Here is a 15,454-nt window from a genome sequence, read left to right on the forward strand (position 1 = left end):
GAAGGGGTTGCCGGACGTCTCACCGCTGGAGTCGGTCTGGTCGTTGTCGCCCTGGTTGGGCCGGGTGGGCTTCCAGCCGTCCAGGACGCCGCCGGCCTGGTAGTCGTCCGGGTTGTCCATCTTGATGGTGTACGTCTTGCCGTACGGGAAGTCCTCCGGCCTGACGTTCCTGGTCACGGTGGAGTCGAAGTAGTACTCGCCCCGCTCGTTGGTGACCGCCGTACCGATCTTCTTGCCGGCCGCGTCGTACAGGTTCACCGTGGCACCGGCCAGGCCCGGCTCACCGGGGTCCTGGATGCCGTCCTGGTCGGTGTCCTTCCAGACCCGGTTGCCGATCTGCAACGGTGCCTCGTCGCATAGGACTTCGAGGTCGCCGATGCCGCGGGCCTTGCCGAACTGGTTGTTCAGGTAGGCGCCGCCGTTGTCGATCTTGTTGCCGTCGGGGTCTCCGAGCCGGGTGCCCGTTTGGCGGTCGACCCAGATCAGCCCGTGGCCCGTCCACCAGTTGTTCGGGGTGGAGAGGGGGTCCATGGCGGTGAAGGGCATGACCGTCTCCACCTTGGACAGGGCCAGGCCTCCCTGGCTGACCTCCTGGTGGTTGCCGAAGGCCCCCCACTCACCGGGGTAGAACTCCTGGACCTTCGGGTCCTGGTAGCCGCCGTTGGTGGCCGCCGTGGCGTGATTGGCACAGCCGCCGTGGGCGTCCAGGACGAACATGTGGTTGCCACCGCGGCAGGCCCGGTTGAGGTCACCGCCGTTGAGCGCGGTGGTTTCGGGGAAGCCGGGGAAGCCGGGCAGGGCCCAGCCGGCGCGGTCGGGGAAGCGGTCACCGAGTGCGAGGACCATGTCGCCGTTGGTCTCGAAGGCGATGTCGTCGAACTCGGGCTCCGGGTTCTGGATGGCACCGGTGCCGCAGGCATGGTTGACGCCGTCGAAGTCGACCTGGTTCGCGGGCCGGCCGCTGGACCACGCGTACCAGGTGTTGCCGACGCAGGGGATACCGTCGTAACCGCCGCGCCGGTAGTCGCTCAGCGCCTGGTCCATGACGGTGCTGGTGAACTGGCCCGTGGTCGGGTCGAATTGCCGGACGACGGCGCGCAGGTCGGCCCGGTTGCCGGTGGACTCGGCCGTGCAGACGCCGCCGACGTAGACCTTGCCGTCCTGGATGCCCAGACCGCGGGGGCGCCAGTCACCCGGCGCGGAGCAGCCCGGGTTGGGGATGGCGTAGGAGGCCTTGGGTGCGGCGGCAGTGGCCTGTGTGGCGTCGTAGCGGTAGAGCCTGCGGTCGTTGAGGTTGATGACGTACAGGTCCTTGCCGTCCGAACTGACATCGAGGTCGCCCAGGGACTGCTTGCCCACCACCGGGTTGAACGCCAGGTCCATGTTGACGTTCGGCTGGTGCGGGGTGGTGCCGGCGTTGGGGACCGTGGCCCACACCCGGGTCTGCCCGTTGGGCTGGGTCACGTAGATCGCGCCGGGGCCGCCCGGACCGTAGTCCGAGCCCCGCTTGGCGTAGGCGGCGGAGAAGATGTTCTTGTTCACCTTGTTGTAGCCCAGGCCCCACACCGTGCCGGTGTCGGCCTCCGTGGCCAGCGCCTTCGACTGGTCAGCGTTGGGCGGAGCGTCGGACGGCATCTGGACGCCGCGGGCGTTGAACGGGAGCTGCGTCAGGGTGCGCCGGGTGGACGGCGTCGGGTCCGGCGGCGGAATGCTCGGGTTCTCACAGGCGGCGACCAGGGTGGCGTTCTTCTGGCAGTAGTCCTCCGGGGACCAGAACGAGGTGGTGATCTCCACGTTCTTGCCGCCGGACAGGTCCACGAACTCCACGTCGGACGACAGCACCGTCGGATCGATCAGATTGCTCCGCGCCGAGGCGAACCCGGGGAAGAGCACACCCTCGTCGGGGTTCTTCACCTCGATCCGGTACTTGCCGCCGCCCAGGCTGTTGCCCGGGGTCAGCTTCACCGTGCCGTCCGCCTGTGTGGTCCCGGTGACCGACCGCCCCTCGTCATCGGTCAGCACCACCGTGACCCCGGACATACCCGGCTCGAGCGCCTGGTCCCACTTGCCGTTCGCGTTCACCTCACGCACGACCCGGACGGTCGCGTCACCGTCCCCGGAGTCCGCCGCCGCCGGGAACACCGCGGAGACGACCCCGGTGACCGCGAGCGATGCGGATAACGCCGAAGCCAAGGCCAAGGACATTCCGCCGGCCCACCGCCGGCGCTGCTGTAACTCCATTCCAGCCCTCTCTATTGGCTGAGAACATTTCCCGATAAGTCTTTGTACGGATCAGGACACACGCGTCAACGCAACGCCCAAAGAACACTGAGACGGTGTAGGGAAGATGCGCCATGAGTGGGGGATGCTGACATTTCCCGTCAGTATCGGCGCACCGCATGGCGGTTTCGGAAAACAGTCCGCCATGCCGGGTCCCGGTCTCGACGGCAAACCCGCCGCTCCACCGGCGCGGTGTTCTTGATCAGAGGCGGCGTATCTGCGATAGACAGCTCACGGCCGCATTGGATTCGGCGGCTCTTTCTGCCCGTTCTTCTGTGAGAGGTGATCCATGCGTAATCCGTTCGGTACCCGTCCTGCGTTAGGACGGCTGATGCGCCGGCCACGCGCGCGTGTCCTGGCCGTGGTGTTCGCCGTCGGACTGTCCTGCTGCGCCCTGGCATGGGCCGACGGCCACGGCGGCGAAGGAGACGGGCCGCGGGCGATCACGTCGTCGGAGGCCGAGAGGCTGGCCATGGCGCGGTTCTACGCCTATGAGAACGGTCCGCACCGCGTCACCCTGAAGATCGACGACGGCGGGGACTCCTACGAGGTACGCGGCCTGATCGACTACCGCACGCACCGCGCCGTGGGGACGTACGCCGCCGGGGAGCCCGGGCCCAGGCAGCAGAAGGGCCTGATCGCCTGGGACAACAGCGGTCTGGCCGTGGCCACGGACGCGAAGGGGACATCGCCCTCGTCGAAGACGGCGGCGATCATGCGGGCCGCCGCCAAGGTTCCGCACGGGCGCTGGTCACCCCGCGCCTACGCCGGATACCCCCTGGACGTCGCGCTGCGGGTGGCGATGGCCCTGGGCGCGGACCGGCCGGACAACCCCCAGCTGCTGGCCCAGTCCGGGCCGCGGCACCTGGGGGAGAGCACGCTGCGCGGGAAGTCGTACACACGTATCTCCGGGCCACGGCCGAAACCGCAGGAGCGCGGTGCGGCCGGGTCCCGCTCCGGCGGCCCGGCCACACCGAGCCCCCGGCCCACCGGCACGTCCCCGCTGACGTACTGGATCGACGAGCACGGGGAACTCGGCCGCCTGGAGATCAGGAGCGGTGGCGTCGAGCGGCCGGTCACGGTGGACTTCACCGGTCACGAGGCCCGGGTCAAGGTGCCCACGGAGCCCTGGGGGGAACCGCCCCGCGGCAAGTGACCCGGGAAATGCCCCGGGAAGGGGTTCGGGATGCGTCCCGGGAATGCCCCGGGAAGGGGTCCGGGATGCGTCCCGGGAATGCCCCGGGAAGGGGTCCGGGATGTGTCTCGGGGAGTGCCCTGGGAGGGGGTCCGGGATGTGTCTCGGGGAGTGCCCTGGGAAGGCGGCCGGGATGGGTCTCGGGGAGTCCCCTGGGAGGAGGTTGGCCGGGAAGTGCCCCGGCAAGTGATCCGGCAAGTGACCCGGGAAGGGGTCCGGCCCCTGCGCGGAGCCAGGGAAGCCGGACCCTTCCCAGGGACCCTGTTCGGGCAGGATCAGCGGCGCGGTTCCGGCAGACGGTAGGCCGCGGGGTCGGTCTTGCCCGGCAGCCGCAGCGCGGGACGGGCCGGCGCACCGGTCGCGTTCGGCATGCCGGGCTGGGCCGGCGGCGCCGGGACGTCACGGAAGGACACCCCGGCCGGAACCGACCCGAGTGTCTGCGGCCGGCCGGCCCCGGCCAGCGCGGAGTCCTTGCCCGGGCAGGCGGCCAGGGTGCGGGGCAGCGGCTGCGGACTGGTGGGGGCGCGGCCGTTGTCGGCGTAGCAGTTGCCCCCGCTGCGTGCCGACAGCACGACGAGGCCCACCTGTTCCGCGCCCACGGCGTTGCCCTCGATCCGATTGCCGAGGGCCGGATATCCCTGCTCGTCCCGCAGGATGAAGGCGCCGCCGCGATTGCCCTCGACCCGGTTGCGCTCGAAGAGGTTGTGCGTGCCGCCGCCGATGCCGATCCCGATGCCGAAGCCGCCGTCGGCCTGTTCCGGGCTGCGGTCGTCGTTGTTGTCGCTGATCGTGTTCCCGGCGAACACGGCATGCTGCTGGGGGCCCAGCGCCTCCAGGTTGTTCGAGAGCACCGTGATGCCCACTCGGTTGCGGCGGACGGTGTTGCCGAGGAAGTACAGGTCCTTCGACGCGTTGGTGACTTCCATACCCACCGCGTTGTGCTCGGTCAGGTTGTCGCGCACGACCGTGTTGCACGGCTTGCACTGGCCGACGTAGATGCCCGAGTCCGACTGCCCGGAACCGTAGGAGTGCTCGATCACACCGTCTCGGGCGTCAAAGGCGTAGATGCCGTAGAGGGCGTTGTTGTGCGCCGTCACATACGAGGCCCGAAACCCGCGCAGCGGCGGGAACTTGACGGTGTCCAGGGGGTCGTATCCGGCGCCGCCGGCCCCCGCTCCCTGCAGTGCCTTGTCGGTGACGCCGGTGAACAGCAGTCCGTTGGCGAGGTTGTTGCGTACGGTCAGGTTCTCCACGACCGACGCCGCACCGGTGACCGTGATGCCGTTGGTGCGTTTGAACTCGCCGTCCACCACCACCGCGGAGCGGTCGGTCCCGCGCAAAACGATCCGAGGTGTGCGGATGGTGACACTCTCGCGGTAAACACCCGGAGAGACCAACACCATGTCACCCGATCGGGCGGAATCCACTGCCTTCTGGATGGACGAGAACTGGCCCGGAACCCGTAAGACCGCCGACGGACCACCGCTCGCAGGCCGGTTGTCCGATGCGGGCTGACCGCATGCCGTCTGTCCCAGCAGGGCGATCAGCAGGGCGAGGAACACAGCCGTCCGGCCCGGCGAGGTCCTGCCCGCAACCGGGACACGGCGTTTCGTGACGAAGAATCGCATGAGGCCCAGGTGTAGCGTCAGGCACGCCGCCGCAGCAGACCATCGCCTCTCCCTGCCCTCATCCGTCCGAGGAGACAGCGCGCTGCCGGCACACCCGCATGTTTCGTGTGACCAACCCTGGAGCAACGGTGATCAGCACGCCCTCCGATCCTCGTCCGCCGACCCGCCGCTCCGTCCTGGCCACCACCACGGCCGTCGCCTTCCTCACCGCCGGCTGTGCGGCGGAAACCCGCCGGCCGACGGCGGAGAGCACCGAGGACCACGCTTCGAGAACAACCTCCGGTACGCGCGCGACCCGGTTACGGCAGCGCGGTGTCAGCGACCCCCAGCCCCGGCACGCCGTCGTCGCCGCCCACGATCTGGTGGCCGGCCTGCGCGGACCGGACGGCACCACAGCCCTGCGCAGGCTCCTGGACCGCTGGACGGCGCTTGCGCTGCCCGACGGCGCCACCCGGACCGTGGCGTTCGGCCCCGCCCTCTACCGCAAGCTCGGTCTCGCGGCGCCCGTCCGGCTGCGCGACATCCCCGCCTTTCCGCGCGACCGGCTCGACCCCGGCCGAGGCGGCGGCGACGTCCTGGTGCAACTGTGCGGCGACGATGCCGAGGCGCTGCGCGCGTTGTCCCGCCGGCTCACCACGACGGCCGCCCGGACGCTGGTACCCCGCTGGCATGAGCGGGGGTTCTTACCCGATCACGCCCGGGGCGAGACACCCCGCAACCTGTTCGGCTTCAAGGACGGTACGGAAAACCCGTCCGCGGCCGAGACGGAACAGTGGGTCTGGAATGACGACGGCAGCACATATCTGGTCTACCGGCGCATCCACATGGACGTCTCCGCCTTCGAAGCGCTGCCGCGTGACGGTCAGGAAGCGGTCATCGGACGCCACCGCGCCAGCGGAGCGCCGCTCGGCGCACGCCGCGAGCACGATCCGGCGGACCTCTACGCCAAGACGGCGCAGGGCCGTTACGTCATCCCCGCCGACGCCCATGTGCGCCTCGCGCATTCCCGGCTCGACGGCGGGGCCCGCATGCTGCGCCGCGGCTACTCGTACGACAACGGGTCCGACGACCGCGGTCTGCTCTTCCTCGCGTACATGCGTGATCCCGCGCTGTTCGCCCGTGTGCAGGAACGCCTCGATCTCTCCGACACGATGAACACGTTTATCGACCACCGGGCCTCCGCCGTCGGCTATGTGCTGCCCGCCGGTGACCCGGCGTCCTCGCTCGGCCGATAGGCCCCGCCCGGGTGCCGCGGCCCCGCACCGTGCGACCGTGACCGTGAAGCGCGCCGGGGACCACCCCCGCCCCGACGGTCGTGCCGTGCTGGTGTCCGTGGCCGGTGTCTCCGCAGTGACCGGCGCCTGCCGCTCACCACGCCCGCCCTGGACAACGGCCCGGATCAGCAGGGAGCGGTGGTCTGGGGCGAGCCGTGACCCCTGGTGGAAGAGCGCCCTTCCGGCTCGCTGGTAACACTTGCTACCATGTCGCCATGTCGAAGACTCAGTGGGGTGCCCGCGTCGACGATTCGGTCAAGGAACTCGCCGCGATCCGGGCGAAGGAGCGTGGTCTGAGCATCGGCGACTACATCGCCGAGCTGGTCCGCGAGGACGTCGCCGGGCTGCGTAGGCGGGGCCTGGACGCCGCCCGTACCTTCCTCGACGAGTACCAGAGCGTCTTCGACGAGGCCGAGCAAGCGGACCGCCAGGCCAAGCCCAGCGGGGCCCACGCCGCGTAATGGAACTGCACATCGACGTCCCCTGGATCCTTCAGGTCGCCGAACTCGCGGGCGCGGCGGACCCCGCGCCCGAGGACTACGGCATTCCGGTCGCCGCGGTGGCATGCCATCGGGCCGAGCTGCTTGAGCAGCCCGTTTACGACGGCCCGTATGCCCGTGCCGCTGCCCTGGTCCATGTGCTCGGCCGGTGCCGCTGGCTGGAGCGGTCCAACCTGGCCGTCGCTGCGGCCACCGGTGTGATGTACCTGGAGGCGTCCGGCATTCCGGTCAAGCCCGGCCACCAGGACGCCATCGCCCTGCGCGACCTGCTGCGCGACCCCTCCTGCACCGCGGCGCGCATCGCGGAACTCCTCCGCGGCTGGCCGCGCAGCGCCTGACAGAAGCAGGGCCGCCGTGCTGCTCCGCCCGGACGGACCGGTCTCCCGATCACCCCGTCCGGGGGGCCGGGAGCGACGGCGTGGTCACGGCCTCGTTCCGCGGACGCGGATCGGCCGCCGACGGCTCAACTCCGGCTTCCTCGCCTGCCGTAGGCTCCGGGTCCGGACGACGGGAGGACCGGCGTGGCATGTGAGCACGGCGGGCAGTCGGCCGGACGCCGCTTGCCCGCTTGCCCGCCCACCCTTCGGCCGACCTGCGGCGGTCTCGGGAGCGAGCCTGCACGCTTCCGCCGTGGGGGTGGGTCGGGGAGTACGCCTGCGCCTCCGCCGGGCAGCCTCACGGTGGCACTCCGTGGACTCTCCGGTGTTCCGGTCGTCGGCTTGTATGTCTTCGTCAGGCCGGAACCAGGACCGGACCGCTGCCCGGGCGGGCGTCGGTGTCGCACTGGCCGGGTCTCAGGGGGCCGAGCCTGCTGTGGAGTGTGGCGCCGGGTGTGTGTCCTGGGAGCCGGTCGGTGGTTCGGGTGCGCCGAGGTCCGACCGGTTTTCGGGGCGGCGTGAGGTGAGCGCGGCGGCCACGAACGACAGGACCAGCGGCCGTCGGTCATGCTCGTTCCAGGCGAGCACGAGGCGGCTGGGCGGTGCGTCGGTCACCGGGACACAGACCAGTCCGGCCGGGACCGCTTCGACCAGTGAGCGGGGCAGCACCGCGATCATCCGGCTCACCGCGATCATATGGAGCATCTGGACCACGTCGGCGACCTCGGGACCGGTGCCGTCGTCCCCGGGGACCCCTTTCCAGCACGGCAGGGTCTCCCCCTCGAGGTCGGACATGCGCACCGAGGTGTGCCCGGCCAGCCGGTGCCCGGACGGGACGATGACCACACGGTCCTCGGTGTGCAGCGTCTCGTGGGCCAGGCCGTCGAGATCGTCGAACGGCGCGTAGAGCAGGCCGACATCGGCGCGACCGTCGCGCAGGAAGTCGGAGCGGTCGGCGGGACCGCTGAACAGGATGTCCACTCGGCGGGCGTCGGGCTGGTGGGCGTACTCGGCCAGGAGCGCGGACAGCAGCCCGGCGTCGCCGCCCGGCTTGAGCACGAGCCGCAGATGGGCCTGAAGGTCGCCGGCACGCCGGGCGCTTCGGACGGCGGCGCCGACCGCGACTGGGCACCTACCAACTGGACGACCACACCGTGCCGTTCATCCTCATCAACGGTCTCTCGCAGGACAACGACGAGGCGTACGGGGACTTCGCGCGGGCCGTGCGCGATATGAGCCGGGCCGCCCAGGGCCGGCGTGTCGTCCCCGATCCGGCCTTCGCCGACATGCTGGAATTCCTGCTCACCGGCTCGGAGTCGGCCTACGGAAGTGTGCAGGCGGCGATCGTGTGCGGCGACAAGCCAGCGCCGCGGGACCCGGAGGTGTACTGGCGCGACATCCGCAGCGCCCCGGACCGGCTCCTGGGTTCCGTCACACAGAACATCGGCCCCTGCGCCTTCTGGGACCCGCCGCGCGAGCGCCCGACCACCGTCAGGAAGGACAGCTTCCCGGCGCTGCTCGTCAACGCCACCGGGGATCCCCGCACCATCTACGAGGGCGCCGCCGCCCAGCACCGGAGGTGGCCCGGCTCCCGGCTGGTCACCCTGCGCGGTGCCGACCAGCACGCCGTGTTCGGGGTGTTCGGCAGCGCCTGCGTCGACGCACGCGTCTGGGCCTGGTGGAAGCCGTCCCCAACAAGGGTTCCGCATGGTCCAGTTGACCGAGCGCGAACTCGACGAACTCAACGAGTTACGGCAGCTGATCGAGGTGCCCACCGTGCGCCGCATCGCGCTCAAGGGCATCGACGACCCCGCCGAAATCGCCGAGTTGCGTGCGCTGGCCGAGGAACTGGTCCGCAGCGCACGGGAGAAGGACTTCATCGCCCACCACGTGGCCGATCTGCGGTTCCACCTCAAACTGCTCTCCTACGCGGACAACGAGAACCTCGTCCTCACCGTGCACAACCTGCGCATCCGCTCGCGCCTGTACGGCATACCCAGACTCGCCGACCGCGGCCACCGCGCAGGAGCACGCCGAACTGCTCGACCTGGTCACCGCCCGCCGGGCGGACGAGGCCGAGGAACTGATGCGCAGACACATCGGGCATGTGCGCGGGGTGTGGGCCACCGGGGAGGACGGCGCCCCGCACGCGGGGGACTGACACCCCGGGCGCGACCGGGCCGCCCCCACTGACCGTTGAGCGCCGCTGATGTCGGCGGCACCGGCGGGCGCGGCGGAGCGTGGCGCGGCGGCTGGGTACGCGTGTGGCCCGGCAGGCGGGTGCCATCGTCGTCGTCAGCGTCACCCGAGGACGCCGGCCGTGGTGTACGTACGGTGCGGGTCTGCGTCCGCGGCGACGCCCCTGGTCGCCCCACACATTCACCGGCCAGCGCGGCCACGCCAGACGGCCAGTGGTTGCCTTGAGTGAAGCACGCCCCGCGCCGCTGCCCTTTACATCTGGGCGGGAATGTCTCAAACATGTCTGGCAGACGGGCCATTCCGTCCCGCATGCTAGGCGACATCCGACAGAGCAGATACGCGATGCCCCCACAGGACAAGGAGGCCTTGGTGGCCCGTCGCCATCAGCGCAACGCACTGCTCGCGGCTCTGTTGGCCGAGGCCGACTGGGGTGCTGCCGACCTGGTGCGAGCCATCCACCGTGTAGGCCGCGCCGAAGGTCTGGATATTCACTACGACCGCACCGCCGTGGCCCATTGGCTTGCCGGATCCCGCCCCAAGGCCCCCGTTCCCGAACTGGTCGCCGAGGCGCTGACCCACCGCGTCGGGCGACTGGTCCGCGCGGTCGACACGGGCCTCCTCCCGGGGGCCGATCCACAGGAACAGGACGTTCACGCTGTCACGGCGTCGAAGCGGGAGAGCGCCGCGCACCGGCTGGTGGCCCTCGGCAGGATCGATGCCGATCCCAGCCGCAGGGCCCGCCTGCTCTCCCTCCTTTACCGGCAGTTCCTGGTGGACACCGGCCGTGATGCCGCCTCCCCGACGCCCGTCCCGGGCCAACGCGCGGAAACGGCCCTGAGGGTGCCCCGGCAGGGACCGTGGACCACCACCGCCGACGTGGAACTCCTGCGTGCCATGGTCGCCTCATTCGCCTCGTACGCCGCCCAGTTCGGCGGCGGTCACGCCCGCGCCGTACCGGCCGCGTACGTGGCCGACGACGTGGGCCGGATGCTGACCTCGGCCGCGCCGTCCGAACTGCGGGCCGAGATGATGACGGTGCTCGCTCAACTCACCCATGTGCTGGGCAACATGACCGTCGACGCCGGGCACCACGGGCTCGCGCAGCGCTACTACCTGCTGGCTGTGCAGATCGCGACCGAGGCGGGAGACCGCCGGGGCCGGGCCATCGCGTTGCGGGCGATGAGCGTGCAGGCCACCCAGCTCGGGGCCCGGCGGTACGCGGCCGAACTCGCCGAGGCCGCCGTCGACGCCGCGGGACTCTCCTGCGACGGGGATCTGCAGGCCTTTCTGCTCGCGCAGCGAGCCCATACGCGCGCCCTCACCCAGGACTCCCGCGGTGCCCTGAAAGACCTGGCCGCCGCCGAACGCAACCTGGAGCGGACCTCGGGCAATTCAGGGCCGTTCGCCTCCTACCCGAAGGCAGGATTCGCCTATCAGCGGGGCCAGACTCTTTACCTGCTGGGAGAAACGGCGGCGGCGCTGTCCGCCCTCAGCTATGCGGCGCAGCGACGGGCGCCCCACGAACGCCGGGTGCGAGCCCTCACCCACGCGCGGTTCGCCGAGGTCCTGCTGGAGTTGGGCCGGGTCGAGGAGGCATGCACCCACGCCGCCGCGTTCGCCGACGACTACCCTCTGCTGCGCTCCCATTGGGCCGTCCTGGCGTTGAAAACGCTGCGCGCTCGTCTCGCGGCGTTTCCCCGGGTGCGGCGGGCGGCCGCCCTGCTGCAGCGGCTGAGGGAACTGGAGGCCGGAACACCGCCGGTCAATTAGGGGCCCCCGTCCTGTGGTGGGGTGGGGGATCGTTCAGGATTTCTCTCGGAGGGGACTCCGATGCGCCTCGCGGTGTTCTCGCCGGGCTACCTGGCTGTCCGTACCCCTCGACTCCCCACCGGAAATCCTGCGGAACAGTGCGCCCGGCGGCTTCGGAGGGGTCGGCCAACGCGGCACGAGAGAGGGCAGCGACTAAGTCATCTAACGGGTCGTTCATAGGTGGTCTATGACCACGTCTCACGAAATTCTTAGCAGGCTTTTCACACCATTCAACCGATTGGCGTAGGTCAATGGTCCCAGTTTGCTGCGTCCTTCGGACTACGACGCCCAGGTACTGCCCGTGAGAGCCCTGCGGGCTCCGAGACGCTGCGGCGCGGGTCGGCACCATGGCGGGGCGGCTCCCGCGCGCCGTCCGGCGGGTACGCGGCCCTCGATGACCAGGGGTGGGAGGAGGAGCTTGCGCTCAGCCCTGCTCCCGGCGGTCCGGCTGGACCGGGCGCTGGTCCCCGGGGCGGTCGCCCGCGGGTCGGGCGCCGTCGTGCACGTGACCTCGATCCAGCGCCGCATGCCGCTGCACGACTCGACCCCGGCGTACGCGGCGGCCAAGAGCGCCCTGGCCTCCTACAGCAAGGATGCTCGCAGGGCGTTCGCGAAGGAACTTGCGCCTGCCGGGGTCCGGGTCGATTCGGTCGCCCCCGGCTTCATCCGCACCGAGGGCGCCGGGCACCTTCCCGTGCACCGGATGAGCGAGGGCGGCATCACCCGACAGGCCGCGCTGGACGAGCTGATGCAGGTTCTCGGGGCATTCCGCTGGGCATCCGCGGCACGTTGCGCCACCGGTCGAAGACCTCGCGGTCGGCGCGCCGGGTGATGCCGGTGGCCGCGTCGCCCGCGACGTAGCCGTACGCGGTGGGCGTCATGACCGCGCGGGCCGCGTCCTGGAGGGCCGTGAGGTCGGTGGACGGCCGGGAGGAGCTGCCGTCCGCTCCGGCGAGGTAGATGTCCCGGACCAGGCCGGTCGGCGGCCCCGCGGGCCCCAGGGCCGGGCCCTCGTGGAGGTGCCGGACGAGCAACGGGGCGATGTCGCCCGCGCGTTCGGTCAGCGCGAAGTGTCCGCCCGCGTAAGCCTCCACGGTGTGCCCGGCGGAGGTGTCCCGTCATGGGGGTGGAAGGCGGTCGAGGGGATCGGTGGGAGCGTCCGGGCAGCGGTGCGCGCCGTGACCGGAGGTCAGGGCTCGTGGCCCGCCGTTTCATGGGGCCGGGGGCGGTTCGATGCCGGCGGGCAGCAGCCAAGGCTGAGGCGTCCGTTGGGCCGGTACGGAGCGGTCGGCCGGCTGGGGGCCGCGGCGGCTGGTCGGCGTCTTCGGCGGCAGATACACCGGCACCACATCGGGCCAGGTGACGGCGACCGACCCCCAGGTGAGACCGCCGCCGAAGGCCGTGAGCACCGTGGGTGCGCCGGGGCGGACACGGCCGTCGGCCGCGGTGTCCGCCAACGCCAGCGGGATGGAGGCCGCGGCGGTGTTGCCGACTTCGGCGATGTTCCCGTACCGGTAGCGGGTGGCGATTCCCAGACGGTCGGAGACCGAGTCCAGGATGCGCTGGTTGGCCTGGTGGCCGACGAAGGCCCGCACCGACGCGGGCTGCCAGCCGGCCCGGTCCAGCACCGAGCGGGCGGACACGGTCATACGGTGCACCGCCTGCCGGTACACCTCGCGCCCCCGCATCCTGAAGTACCGTTGCTCGGGGGGCACTTCCTCGCCTCGTCCGGGGCATCGCGAGCCGCCCACGGGCACCGTGATCAGATCACTGCCCGCCCCGGCACTGCCCAGGTCCACCGCTCGGACGGCACCCGGCTCGCCGCCACGGCCGCGGCGCAGCAGTGCGGCGCCCGCCCCGTCACCGAAGATCACCGCGGTGTCGCGGTCCTGCGGGTCGATGATCGAGGTGTACACCTCCGCGCCGATCACCAGGGGCCGTTCACAGGTCCCGGCTCTCACCAGGGCCTCGGCGAGCGCCAGGGCGTAGACGAATCCGGAGCACACCGCCGCCACATCCACCGCCGGCACCTCGTCCAGACCCAGCCGATGGGCCACCTCCGGTGCCGTCGCCGGACACGGACGATCGGGTGTGGTCGTGGCCAGCAGCACGAAGTCGGCGTCCCCGCCGCCCGATTCGAGGGCCGCCTGTCCCGCGGAGACCGCCAGGTCGCCGGTGCTCGTGCCCGGCTCGACCGTCCGCCGCCGGCGGATGCCCGTCCGCGTGTGGATCCAGTCGTCGCTGGTGTCCAGGCGGGCCGCCAGGTCGGTGTTCGTGACCACATGCTCCGGCAGGCACGCTCCCAGCCCGCATATCACTGCGCGTACAGACATCCAGGCCACATCCTGCCTTCGACGCAGCCGGCACAACACCGGCATGACCAACGGGGGTTCATGACGTGCCGCCCGGCATCCGCCGAGAGGTGCGTCCCAGGGGGTGTGCACCCCAATGCATCACGCCGGCCCCAGGTCGCAGCAGGGGTCCGGGCGGGCCGGAGTGTGCACACCGTGCGCGGCTGTGCGCTTGTGAAGGGTGCGGGGGCGGGCCCTGCGAAGGGGCCTGGGGTGTTCCCTGTGAAGGCGCCGTGGGGGCGGTCCCTGTGAAGGCGCCTGGGGGGGGTTCCTGTGAAGGTGCCGCGGGGGCGGTTGCTGTGAAGGTGCCGCGGGGGCGGTCCGGCCGGAACCGCTTCACAATCGCGCGAGCGTGCACGGTGTGCACGGCATCCCCGCCCGGGGCCCCTGCTGCGACCGGTCGTCGCGTGGTGCAGTGGGGGATGCCTCGACACCGGCCCCGTCGCGTTGCGGGCGGCGCGTCTGAGTTGCGCACCGCGCACTGAGAGCTAAGGACCGTTCATGCCGGACTTCGATCTCTTCGACACCCTCGCCCAGCCACGGAATCTCGCCGATCCACACCCCTTCTACGCCTGGCTGCGCGCCAACCACCCCGTCTACCTCAACCCGGACGGCTTCGCCTATGTCTCCTGCTACGAACACGCGGGGCTCCTGAAGGACCCCGACATCCGGGACGCGGCGGAGGACGACGCCCACTCCTACGCGTTGCGCACCATCAACCGGACACTCATCAAATCCGTGCCGCCGCGTCATACGGAGCTGCGGCGCGCGGGAGCAGCGGCGTTCGACCGCGGGTTCCTCGTGGAGAGCGGCGCCCAGATCAGAAAGGAAGCGGAGCAACTGGCCGACCAACTCGCCGCCGCCATCGCGGTGGACGGCTCGGCCGATCTGCACCATCTGTTCTCCCTGCCGTTCACCCAGCGCGCGTCGGCCCTCGTATTCGGCATACCCGACGACGACTTCGTTCTGCTCGCGTCCCTTCCGGCCCGCATCTTCCAGGCCATCTACCCGAAGACGACCCCGGCCGCCGTCGCGGACGCCGACGACGCCTCCCGTACCCTGCTCACCTATATGCAGGAGGCCGTCGCCCGCCGGCGTTTCACACCCGGCTCCGGCTTCGACCGCCTGATCGACGCGTCCGGGGAACTGCACACGGACGACATCGCTCTGCTGTGCTGGCTGCTGTGGTCGGCGTCCTACACCTCCGCTCTCGCCGCCCTCGACCTGGCCGTCCTCACCCTCATCGAGAACCCGGAGACGGCTCCCCTCCTGCACGACCACACCAGCGCGTGGATCGAGGAGGCACTGCGCTACCGCAGCCCGCACGTCATCAACTCCATCAACCTGACCACCCGGCGCGAGATGACCATCGGCGGCGTCACGCTCCCGCGGCACACCCCGATCCGGTTCCTGATCGCGGCCATGAACCGCGACGAGACCGTCTTCCCACGCGCCGACACCTTCGATCCCCGGCGCAACGGCGCACCGCACATCGCCTTCGGGAAGGGCATCCATACGTGCATCGGCGCCCAACTGGCGCGCATGGAACTCGTCGCGGCCCTCACCACCCTGGCCACCCGCCTGCCCGACCTCACCCTGGCGGGCCGGCCGACCTGGCGCGCCTACACCACCCAACGCCTGTGCAGCGGCTTCCCCGTGACCTCCCCCTGACCGGCACCGCCGGATGCCGAAGGGACCGCGGGCAGAGCATTGCACGTCGCCGACGTGCCTCGATGAGAACGAACGGCCCGGACACCGGGTGCCGTTCCGGCGCGAGCGGCTTGCGCGGGCGGGAACGGGCCGATTCGGATCAGTCGTTGACCTCGGCCTTCCACGTCGGC

Annotated in this window: 12 protein-coding genes and 2 pseudogenes; 9 read left to right on the forward strand and 5 right to left on the reverse strand. The window is 70.9% G+C overall.

Going from position 1 to position 15,454, the window contains the following annotated elements:
• A partial coding sequence (locus ABT245_RS27660; protein WP_351738218.1) for an SdrD B-like domain-containing protein occupies positions 1–2,199 on the reverse strand: 2,199 nt, incomplete at its 3' end.
• A gap of 412 nt (positions 2,200–2,611) precedes the next feature.
• Between ABT245_RS27660 and ABT245_RS27665 the strand changes: the two genes are divergently transcribed.
• Positions 2,612–3,436, forward strand: a complete 825-nt coding sequence (locus ABT245_RS27665) for a hypothetical protein (protein ID WP_351738221.1) — start codon at positions 2,612–2,614, stop codon at positions 3,434–3,436.
• A 314-nt stretch (positions 3,437–3,750) separates the two neighbouring features.
• On the opposite strand, the gene ABT245_RS27670 is transcribed toward ABT245_RS27665, so the two are convergent.
• Positions 3,751–4,815, reverse strand: a complete 1,065-nt coding sequence (locus ABT245_RS27670) for a right-handed parallel beta-helix repeat-containing protein (RefSeq protein WP_351738224.1) — start codon at positions 4,813–4,815, stop codon at positions 3,751–3,753.
• Between the two features lie 416 nt (positions 4,816–5,231).
• On the opposite strand from ABT245_RS27670, the gene ABT245_RS27675 reads away from it, so the two are divergent.
• The 3 genes from ABT245_RS27675 (at position 5,232) to ABT245_RS27685 (ending at position 7,215) form a co-directional block, all read left to right on the forward strand.
• Positions 5,232–6,338, forward strand: coding sequence for a Dyp-type peroxidase (locus ABT245_RS27675; protein WP_351738227.1), 1,107 nt, complete (start codon positions 5,232–5,234; stop codon positions 6,336–6,338).
• Positions 6,339–6,592: 254 nt separating this feature from the next.
• Positions 6,593–6,838 (forward strand): hypothetical protein, encoded by a 246-nt coding sequence (locus ABT245_RS27680; protein ID WP_351738230.1) that lies wholly within the window; start codon positions 6,593–6,595, stop codon positions 6,836–6,838.
• Positions 6,838–7,215 (forward strand): fic family toxin-antitoxin system, toxin component, encoded by a 378-nt coding sequence (locus tag ABT245_RS27685; protein WP_351738232.1) that lies wholly within the window; start codon positions 6,838–6,840, stop codon positions 7,213–7,215. The genes ABT245_RS27680 and ABT245_RS27685 overlap by 1 nt, the downstream gene beginning before the upstream one ends.
• Positions 7,216–7,671: 456 nt before the next feature.
• On the opposite strand, the pseudogene ABT245_RS27690 reads toward ABT245_RS27685, so the two are convergent.
• A pseudogene (locus ABT245_RS27690) lies at positions 7,672–8,328 on the reverse strand (LysR family substrate-binding domain-containing protein); the annotation flags it as partial.
• Positions 8,329–8,375: 47 nt separating this feature from the next.
• On the opposite strand from ABT245_RS27690, the pseudogene ABT245_RS27695 reads away from it, so the two are divergent.
• From ABT245_RS27695 to ABT245_RS27710, 4 genes and pseudogenes are all read left to right on the forward strand, one after another.
• A pseudogene (locus tag ABT245_RS27695) lies at positions 8,376–8,924 on the forward strand (alpha/beta hydrolase); the annotation flags it as partial.
• A gap of 37 nt (positions 8,925–8,961) precedes the next feature.
• Positions 8,962–9,447: an FCD domain-containing protein gene (locus ABT245_RS27700; protein WP_502982203.1), complete on the forward strand. Its 486-nt coding sequence runs from the start codon at positions 8,962–8,964 to the stop codon at positions 9,445–9,447.
• Between the two features lie 375 nt (positions 9,448–9,822).
• Positions 9,823–11,223: an NsdA family TPR-like regulatory protein gene (locus ABT245_RS27705; protein ID WP_351738235.1), complete on the forward strand. Its 1,401-nt coding sequence runs from the start codon at positions 9,823–9,825 to the stop codon at positions 11,221–11,223.
• A gap of 433 nt (positions 11,224–11,656) precedes the next feature.
• Entirely contained in the window at positions 11,657–12,094 is a 438-nt protein-coding gene (locus ABT245_RS27710; RefSeq protein WP_351738238.1) for an SDR family NAD(P)-dependent oxidoreductase, read from the forward strand.
• Here the strand turns inward: ABT245_RS27710 and ABT245_RS27715 are convergent.
• Together ABT245_RS27715 and ABT245_RS27720 are read right to left on the reverse strand one after the other, a co-directional pair.
• Positions 11,982–12,356, reverse strand: a complete 375-nt coding sequence (locus tag ABT245_RS27715) for a hypothetical protein (RefSeq protein ID WP_351738416.1) — start codon at positions 12,354–12,356, stop codon at positions 11,982–11,984. The genes ABT245_RS27710 and ABT245_RS27715 overlap by 113 nt on opposite strands.
• A gap of 117 nt (positions 12,357–12,473) precedes the next feature.
• Positions 12,474–13,595 carry a beta-ketoacyl-ACP synthase III gene (locus ABT245_RS27720; protein ID WP_351738241.1) on the reverse strand — a complete coding sequence of 374 codons (1,122 nt, stop codon included), beginning with the start codon at positions 13,593–13,595 and terminating at the stop codon, positions 12,474–12,476.
• Positions 13,596–14,114: 519 nt separating this feature from the next.
• Here ABT245_RS27720 and ABT245_RS27725 point away from each other — a divergent pair.
• Positions 14,115–15,284, forward strand: a complete 1,170-nt coding sequence (locus tag ABT245_RS27725) for a cytochrome P450 (RefSeq protein ID WP_351738244.1) — start codon at positions 14,115–14,117, stop codon at positions 15,282–15,284.
• Positions 15,285–15,454: the final 170 nt, after the last annotated feature.

The organism is Streptomyces sp. NPDC001508, assembly GCF_040298665.1.
GTDB lineage: Bacteria > Actinomycetota > Actinomycetes > Streptomycetales > Streptomycetaceae > Streptomyces.